The following is an 8,261-nucleotide window of genomic DNA, read 5'->3' as shown; positions in this document are numbered from 1 at the left end:
CAAAAAGGATATGAAGTAACACCTGTTCGATATTGATTCTCATGCGAAATTTCACACTCTTATTAGTCACTGCTTTGCTTGCAAGCGCTTGCAGTACTTATTCGGAAGAACAAAAACACAGTTTTAACTCCGAAGCAGAAAATTATGCCAAAAAACATCATTGGAATTACGAAACGCTTGATGGCGGTCTGATTATCGAAGTATTGGAAAAAGGGTCCGGAACTGAAAAAATACAGGCAGGAAGTGAAGTCACACTTTCCTACAAAGGAACACTCACAAACGGACAAAAATTCGATCAGACAGAACCCGGAAAACCCTTTCAAGCAAATCTGAAAGGATTGATCGGAGGATTTCAACTTGGGTTACTCAACCAGGTAGCAGGAACAAAATTACGCCTGGTTATTCCGCCGCAATTGGGATACGGAGACGATAACCTGGATAACATTCCGGCTAATTCCACGCTTGTTTTTGAAATTCAGATCGAAAAAGTCATTTAAACTTCTCTAAATAAAAAGCCGGGTGGAAAATTTTCCGCCCGGCTTTTTCATATCCAAACTAAAAACTCTAGAACTGAAAGCGGAAATTAATTCCTCCGCTCAGATTGAAATTCGCAGTAATCAATCCGTCAGTAAAATGTGTGATCATTCCCGGGTTTAACTCCCCTCCTATTCGCATTCTGCTTAACAACGGATTATTTCTCGACAGTTTGAAACTTAAATCCAGGGGAAGCCGCATGATCATTCCTGCAATAAACTTACCGCCGTAATCTCTGGAAACCGGATCCGTCAATGTAGGAGATACATAACTGTAACCTTGCGGAGCATTATCAACCGTGTAAGAATCGAAATAAGAAAGTTTGATTTCGCTTATGATACTCATAAAACACAACAAATCAATACCGGTTTCAAATTGAAAAATACGATTCGGATTTGTAGAAAAATGCTGCCCGACTCCAAAAATAAGACTTTGAGAACGGTATGTTTTAACCAAATCCTGTCTCCGGGTTCCACTTAAATAATAAGCACTTCCGTTTTGACTGGAAGTTAGTGTATCAATCACTTCATGAGACTCATAAAGCCAACGTTTAGTTGCCCGAAGCTGCGGACCATATCCCAAATGAAAGGTCGTCGTCGTCCGGTACTTCTTTCCGGCTTGCTTTTCTTTGTTATTAATCAGCCCGAATGACAGCATGAAATACGCATCACTTGAATTCGCATAAACATCATCCTTATTTTCCGGAAAATAACCGAATCCTCCAGGTTTCAACGAATCAGGAATCTGAAAGTCCGGGGTCATTTTATCCCACTGCGATTTAGAAAAATCAAACTCACTGCTGTTGTTCAATCCGTGAGTAAACTTCAGGATAAAGGCAGGGGTTTTCTGCCTGACAGAATCTTTTTGCTGTGCAAAACTGAATCCGGAGAGTAGTACAAATAAATATTGGATGTAGGTCTTCATAAATTATGTTTAGCTTCTGTAATAACAAGTTTAGAACTTATTTATTGTTTTACGTCATAAAATCAAAGCTTTCAGGCAAGAAAAACAGACTTCCGATTTAAAACGTCACTAGAAACCGAAGATCTGTTTTTAAAAGTCTAACAACTCATTTTCAATCATTTAAACCAAACATTGAAAATATGTCAAAATCCCGAGATAAAATCTGTCAAAACATTGCTAAAACGAAAAGAAACAGCTATTTTTGAAGCGCATTTTAAAAACGAAATCTAAATTCTCAAACATGAGTGTTCTAGTTAATAAAAACTCTAAAGTAATTGTACAAGGATTCACAGGAAGTGAAGGTACTTTCCATGCAGGTCAAATGATTGAATATGGAACAAACGTTGTAGGTGGTGTAACTCCTGGAAAAGGTGGTTCTACTCACCTGGATCGTCCTGTTTTCAACACGGTTGCTGATGCGGTAGCAAAAACTGGTGCTGATGTTTCTATTATTTTCGTTCCGCCGGCATTCGCGGCAGATGCAATTATGGAAGCTGCAAATGCAGGAATTAAAGTGATCGTTTGTATCACGGAAGGTATTCCTGTAAACGATATGGTGAAAGCCAAAGAATACCTGAAAGGTTCTGGAGCTCGTTTGATCGGCCCGAACTGTCCGGGAGTTATTACAGCTGGTGAAGCAAAAGTTGGTATCATGACAGGTTTCGTTTTCAAAAAAGGAAAAATCGGTATCGTTTCCAAATCGGGAACGTTAACATACGAAGCAGCTGATCAGGTTGCTAAAGCAGGATTAGGAATTACAACTGCAATCGGAATCGGTGGTGACCCGATCATCGGGACAACGACTAAGGAAGCTGTAGAATTGTTAATGAATGATCCGGAAACAGAAGGTATCGTAATGATCGGTGAAATCGGTGGTAGCTTAGAAGCAATCGCTGCCCGCTGGATCAAAGAAAACGGTACAAAACCAGTTGTCGGATTCATCGCAGGAGAAACTGCTCCGAAAGGACGTACAATGGGGCACGCAGGTGCAATCGTTGGTGGTGATGACGATACTGCAGAAGCTAAAAAACGCATTATGCGTGAGTGTGGAATCCACGTAGTTGATTCTCCTGCTCACATCGGTGCGAAAATGGCAGAAATTTTAGGAGTTACAGCGTAATCGCTCTAATTAATACTACAAGGTCCCGTTCGTCTGCCGATGAGCGGGATTTTTTTTGATCCTGAATTTTAAGTAAAATCCCGCGAATTGATTACCTTCCTTTTATTATTATCATCAGGACAGACAAAACGACATGAACAAACAGCGCAAATTGGAACAATACGAATCGCAGGATCCCGGATTAGGCACAACCTACCAAAAATCGGTAAAACGCATCCTGAACGAAGACGGATCGTACAACATCAAACGAATCGGCGCTATCCGGATGCTCAAGGATTTCTACAAATACCTGGTCGATCTTAATTCCTGGTGGTTCGGAGTATTCCTCGTGGGAAGTTTTCTCGTAGCGAACCTCTTCTTTGCCGGGATTTACTGCTGGATCGGAACCGAATACTTACATGGAATTAATCCGAATCAGAATAACTTTATTGCTGCCTACTATTTCAGCGCTCAAACATTTACAACCGTTGGTTACGGTGCTATTGCACCAAAAGGAAACCTGATATCCTTTGTAGCAGCCATGGAAGCTTTTGTCGGACTGATAGCTTTTGCTATTGCAACCGGTCTGATCTACGGAAGATTTTCCCGCCCTTCCACCAAGATTGCTTTCTCACACAATGTGATCATCACGCCGCACAAAGACAAAATGGCTTTGATGTTTAAAATCGTCAATCAGCGGAACAGTGTTTTGCTGAATACAAAAGTTCATGTCACACTTTCATTGATCAATGAAGATTCTTCTTCGAATATAGTCACCAGGAAATATTATACCATTCCACTGGAAGTAGATTTTGTACGCTACTTTCCGCTCACCTGGACATTGGTACATGTCATTGATGAAGATTCGCCCTTGTATGATTTGAACTTATCCGCAATCAAAGAAAAGCTGGCCGAATTGCTCATTCTCATTGAAGCATTTGATGAGACGTACTCTCAAACAGTTGTCCGGAAACATTCCTATGCAGAACATCAATGGGCCAGCGGCGTGAAATTCAAAAAGAATTTCAACGCAGATGAAAACGGAACGATTGTTCTCAATATTCATGAAATCAGTCACCTGGAACCACTTTCTTAATTATGAGTTACGAATTGATTACTATAGTTTCAGTTGCTCAGTAAACACGATAAAGAATATTGAATTTCTGACATTGAGAGAAGTCGGGAGATACAAAATAGCTCTTCAATTCGGAATTCCTAATTCGGAATTCGTAATTAGTACTTACCTTTGAAGTATGGCACAATACAGTTCTACTTTATATCCCATAATGGAACATTTTTACACGCTCCAGGGTGAAGGAAAATATACGGGCACATCTGCCTATTTCATTCGGCTGGGAGGTTGTGATGTAGGCTGTGTTTGGTGTGATGTCAAGGAATCCTGGGATGCTGATATTCACCCGAAAATGAGCGTGGAAGAATTGAAAAATATCGTTTCTCAATACCCCGGAAACCTGGTTGTTATTACCGGCGGAGAACCCGCCATGTATGACTTAAGTGTTTTGGTAGATGCATTGCATGCTGCCGGAAAATACGTTGCAATCGAAACTTCGGGAACCAGTAAGCTCGTTGGAGATGTGGACTGGTATACTTTTTCCCCAAAAAAGTTTAAAGCACCCGTTAATGAAGCCTATGAGAAAGCTTCTGAGCTAAAAATTGTTATCTTTCACAAATCGGATTTGGCATGGGCTGAAGAACATGCTAAAAAAGTACCGGCAGATTGTGTTCTTTATTTGCAACCAGAATGGTCAAAAAGGGAACAATTATTGCCAACCATCATTGAGTATGTAAAAAATCACCCGAAATGGAAGATTTCCCTGCAAACTCATAAATATTTAGAAATTCCATAAAAAAATGAAAAACCTTTTATTGGCATTATTCATTTTGGCTACGGCATCCTGCTCTACGGCACAAATGACTTACTCATCAAAAAACAAGAAAGCAATTGCCTTATATGAACAAGGAAGAAGGGAACCGGGGAAATCCGTCGATCCGAAAACGCATGGTCCCAATTACGCCGGTGGAATTGCCTTGTTGGAAAAAGCATTGGAAAAAGACCCGGCATTCTGGGAAGTTCACATGGTGGAAGCCGAAATGTATATTGAGTTGAATCAACCTCACAAGGCAATAGAACATTACCGTAAAGCATTAGCCATCAATCCGAATCCTACTTCAGGAGGTTCTACTTATTACTATTTGGGAACATTGGAATATGGCGTTGGAGAATACGAAAATGCCGTGAAGGATCTCACAACGTTTACTCAGTCAAAAGGCGCACACCCGGATAACATTACCATGGCAAAGCAAATCATCAACGATTGCACATTTGCCATCGAAGCAATGAAAAATCCGAATCAATTCAAACCTGTTAACCTCGGACCGGGAGTAAATACAAAAGACCCTGAATATTTCCCAACAATTACGGTTGACGGAAAAACATTGTTATTTACGCGGTTGATTGACGACAAACGCGTTACCGGACCTTATCAAAAACAGGAAGATTTCTATGTTTCCAATTTAAGTACGTTCAATACCTGGGAAACAGCTGTTCCGATGCCTAAAAACATCAATACGGTAAACAATGAAGGTGCACCAACCATTGCAGCAGACGGAAGAACCTTGATTTTTGTCGCTTGTTCGGATGAATCGGGAATCAATTACGGAGAAAACAGAAAAGGAAAAGGAAGCTGTGATTTGTTTTACACCAAGCGTTTGGGGAATCAGTGGATCGACCCTACGAATCTTCCGGGAGCAATCAACACCTCAAGCTGGGAATCTCAGCCGTCTTTATCTGCCGATGGGAAAACCCTGTATTTTGTGCGCAAAGTCATGGCGCGTGGCGGAAGACCTGATTCCGATATTTACTCTTCGACTTTAAAAGATGACGGAACCTGGGACACTCCGGTTCGTCTACCCAATACGATCAATACTCCTTACATGGAAGAATCCGTTTTGATTCACCCGGATGGGAAAACGTTGTATTTCTCTTCGCAAGGACATCCTGGAATGGGCGGATTAGACATTTTTGTTTCCAGAATGGATGAAAACGGCGTTTGGGGAAAACCTGAAAACCTGGGATATCCGATCAATACCAGTGCGGATGAAAACTCACTACTCGTTAGTGCGGATGGTGAAATTGCGTTCTTCGCATCTGATCGTGAAGGCGGTTTCGGTGATCTGGACATCTATTATTTCGTTATGCCCGAGAAATTCAGACCTGTGAGAACTGTTTACTTTGATGGTTTGGTGTTTGATGCCGTGACTAAAAAACCGATTCCCGGGAAATTCTCTCTGGTGAACATCAAAACAGGAAAAGAGGTTATTAAATCTGAGGCTGATCAGGTAACGGGAGCATTTACGGTTTCTCTTCCGATCAATGAAGATTATGCTTTAGCGGTAAGTTATCCGGGATATACCTTCTTTTCACAGAATTTCAATATGACGCTTGCAGACAACCAGGAATCTTTCCACATGGATGTTCCGATGGTTTCTGTTTCGAATACAGTAAATCCTGTTACGTTGAAGAATGTCTTCTTTGACCTGGCAAAAGCATCTTTACGTCCGGAATCCTTTGTGGAATTAAACAAATTACGCGACTTCCTGAAGGCTAATCCAACAGTTAAGATTGAAATCGGCGGACATACCGATACACGCGGTGATGCTGCTGACAACCTGAAATTATCGGATGCGCGTGCAAAATCTGTGAAAGATTACCTGATTCAGCAAGGAATAGAAGCAGCGCGTTTGTCATCGAAAGGCTATGGAGAAACCATGCCAATCTATTCGGATGATGCGATTGCCAAAATGCCTACTGAGAAAGAAAAAGAGAAGGCGCACCAGGAAAACCGCAGAACAGAATACAAGATTGTGAAGTAATGTATTTTTTGCGACTCATACGGCCTGTTAATCTACTTGTCATTGCTTTAACAATGTACGGAATGCGTGTGTATTTTATTCCGCGTATTCAGGTGAACTCCAGCCAGGGGAATTCGGAACCATTCGATTTTTTCCTGCTTGTTTTTTCAACCGTATTGATTGCAGCTGCCGGAAACATCATCAACGATTATTTTGATGTCAAAGCCGATAAGATCAATAAACCGCACAAAGTCATTATCGGGAAATTCATCAAGCCGCGCTGGGCGATTGTGTTGCACTGGATGATGAACTTTGTTGCTTTCGCCATTGCCTGTTATCTAAGCTGGCGTTACGAAACATTCTGGTATGTCTTCATCCATTTATTAAGCATCAATGCACTTTGGTTCTATTCCATGTATTTCAAACGCAGGTTTCTGATCGGGAATCTGATGATTGCAGGATTAACTGCCCTGGTTCCGATCCTTTGCGGGATTCACTTCCTGGAGTTCATACAAAGTCCGGGAGTTTATTTTCCAGGCAACCGGATCATTGAGACACCGCTTCATACCGGCTGGGCATTCGGATCTTATTTCAATACATTCGTGGTTCTGGTTTTCGCTTTTTATGCAGGCACTCTGAATCTGATCCGCGAAATCATCAAAGACATTGAAGATGTGCAGGGAGATTTAGTTTTAAGAGCAAAAACACTTCCGATTGTTCTGGGTAAGCGAAAAACCAAAGTAGTTGCTATCGTGCTTTTGATTTTATTACTGCTTACTTCCGTTCCTTTTTTAGTTGACGGGTATTTCCTTTATAAAATCCAGTTTTTGCGTGCCTTTGCCCCTATTTTCCTAATTCCGGTTGGAATCTTGTTTGTTATCGGACTTTTGAGTATGCAGGCAGATAAGAACCTGAAACGAGCAGATTTGTTGCTCAAAATCTTAATGGCAATTGGCTGCTCTATGCCTTTTTACTGGTATTTTTTATGAATCACATGAAATGGATTTTAGGCTCTCAGTCGCCCAGAAGGAAAGAATTACTGGCTGGAATCGGAATTGAATTTGAAGTCCGTATCAAAGACACGGAAGAAATCTATCCTGAAACGCTCGCTGCAGAAGCTGTTCCCGAATTTTTGGCAGCATTGAAAGCAAAAGCACTGCTTCCCGATCTCAAAGCAAATGAAGCGGTCATTTGTGCCGATACTGTTGTGATCTTAAACGGCGAAATTCTTGGAAAACCTGTCGACTTTGAAGATGCGAAAAAGATGCTCCTGAAGCTTTCCGGGCAAACGCATACGGTTATTACCGGCGTTTTCATCGGTTCATCTGCTAAAACAGTTTCTTTTTCCGACCGCACAGAAGTTCAATTCGAAACATTGACAGAAGAAGAAATTACGTTCTACATCAATCAATACAAACCATTCGACAAAGCCGGATCATACGGAGTTCAGGAATGGATCGGTTATGTTGCCGTCAAACATATGAACGGAACGTATACCAATGTGATGGGCTTACCCACTCACCGGCTTTACAAGGAAATTCAGAATTTTATTCCATAGTATTTCGATCCGGAAAATCTTCATTTCAAAGGATTATTATGCCCTTTAAATGTCATACCGGTTAGTTTCCAACAAATTAAGCAATCACAAAATGAACATCAAAAATTTTGAATTTAAAGCGAAAGTTGAAGAATTTGAAACATACGAAACCAAATTACTGACACTGAATCCTGTCTTTCAGGGAACAGATCACCAGATCGACACTTATTTCAATGTTCCGCATGGCAGATTAAA

Annotated in this window: 8 protein-coding genes; 7 read left to right on the top strand and 1 reads right to left on the bottom strand. The window is 41.1% G+C overall.

Annotation, left to right across the window (positions count from 1 at the left end; all coding sequences use genetic code 11):
- Positions 1 to 41 precede the first annotated feature (41 nt).
- Positions 42 to 497, top strand: coding sequence for an FKBP-type peptidyl-prolyl cis-trans isomerase (locus Q1V93_RS08875; RefSeq protein WP_300663865.1), 456 nt, complete (start codon positions 42 to 44; stop codon positions 495 to 497).
- 67 nt (positions 498 to 564) lie between these two features.
- On the opposite strand, the gene Q1V93_RS08870 is transcribed toward Q1V93_RS08875, so the two are convergent.
- On the bottom strand, positions 565 to 1,458 hold the full coding sequence (locus Q1V93_RS08870; RefSeq protein WP_300663864.1) for a hypothetical protein: 894 nt from the start codon (positions 1,456 to 1,458) through the stop codon (positions 565 to 567).
- Between the two features lie 280 nt (positions 1,459 to 1,738).
- On the opposite strand from Q1V93_RS08870, the gene sucD reads away from it, so the two are divergent.
- From sucD to Q1V93_RS08840, 6 genes are all read left to right on the top strand, one after another.
- A complete protein-coding gene (gene sucD, locus Q1V93_RS08865; protein ID WP_300663862.1) occupies positions 1,739 to 2,617 on the top strand; it encodes a succinate--CoA ligase subunit alpha in 879 nt (292 codons plus the stop codon).
- 133 nt (positions 2,618 to 2,750) lie between these two features.
- Positions 2,751 to 3,692 carry an ion channel gene (locus Q1V93_RS08860; protein WP_300663861.1) on the top strand — a complete coding sequence of 314 codons (942 nt, stop codon included), beginning with the start codon at positions 2,751 to 2,753 and terminating at the stop codon, positions 3,690 to 3,692.
- 190 nt (positions 3,693 to 3,882) lie between these two features.
- The gene (locus Q1V93_RS08855; protein WP_300663859.1) at positions 3,883 to 4,464 is read left to right on the top strand and encodes a 7-carboxy-7-deazaguanine synthase QueE; all 582 of its coding nucleotides are present in this window, start codon (positions 3,883 to 3,885) and stop codon (positions 4,462 to 4,464) included.
- A gap of 4 nt (positions 4,465 to 4,468) precedes the next feature.
- Positions 4,469 to 6,490: an OmpA family protein gene (locus Q1V93_RS08850; RefSeq protein WP_300663858.1), complete on the top strand. Its 2,022-nt coding sequence runs from the start codon at positions 4,469 to 4,471 to the stop codon at positions 6,488 to 6,490.
- 62 nt (positions 6,491 to 6,552) lie between these two features.
- Positions 6,553 to 7,458, top strand: a complete 906-nt coding sequence (locus tag Q1V93_RS08845) for a geranylgeranylglycerol-phosphate geranylgeranyltransferase (RefSeq protein WP_300663857.1) — start codon at positions 6,553 to 6,555, stop codon at positions 7,456 to 7,458.
- 5 nt (positions 7,459 to 7,463) lie between these two features.
- Positions 7,464 to 8,027, top strand: a complete 564-nt coding sequence (locus tag Q1V93_RS08840; protein ID WP_300663856.1) for a Maf family nucleotide pyrophosphatase — start codon at positions 7,464 to 7,466, stop codon at positions 8,025 to 8,027.
- The last annotated feature ends 234 nt before the right edge of the window (positions 8,028 to 8,261 follow it).

This window comes from Fluviicola sp. (assembly GCF_030151805.1).
Taxonomy (GTDB): domain Bacteria; phylum Bacteroidota; class Bacteroidia; order Flavobacteriales_D; family Crocinitomicaceae; genus Fluviicola.
Note: the sequence above shows the minus strand (reverse complement) of the source record. Positions and strands in the feature narration are given on the sequence as shown.

What these genes read in the sequence shown, in the direction of transcription:
- Q1V93_RS08855 (WP_300663859.1), top strand. Translation starts at nt 3,883, where the DNA reads ATGGAACATTTTTACACGCTCCAGGGTGAAGGAAAATATACGGGCACA.
- Q1V93_RS08850 (WP_300663858.1), top strand. Translation starts at nt 4,469, where the DNA reads ATGAAAAACCTTTTATTGGCATTATTCATTTTGGCTACGGCATCCTGC.
- Q1V93_RS08875 (WP_300663865.1), top strand. Translation starts at nt 42, where the DNA reads ATGCGAAATTTCACACTCTTATTAGTCACTGCTTTGCTTGCAAGCGCT.
- sucD (WP_300663862.1), top strand. Translation starts at nt 1,739, where the DNA reads ATGAGTGTTCTAGTTAATAAAAACTCTAAAGTAATTGTACAAGGATTC.
- Q1V93_RS08860 (WP_300663861.1), top strand. Translation starts at nt 2,751, where the DNA reads ATGAACAAACAGCGCAAATTGGAACAATACGAATCGCAGGATCCCGGA.
- Q1V93_RS08870 (WP_300663864.1), bottom strand. Translation starts at nt 1,458, where the DNA reads ATGAAGACCTACATCCAATATTTATTTGTACTACTCTCCGGATTCAGT.
- Q1V93_RS08840 (WP_300663856.1), top strand. Translation starts at nt 7,464, where the DNA reads ATGAAATGGATTTTAGGCTCTCAGTCGCCCAGAAGGAAAGAATTACTG.
- Q1V93_RS08845 (WP_300663857.1), top strand. Translation starts at nt 6,553, where the DNA reads ATGCGTGTGTATTTTATTCCGCGTATTCAGGTGAACTCCAGCCAGGGG.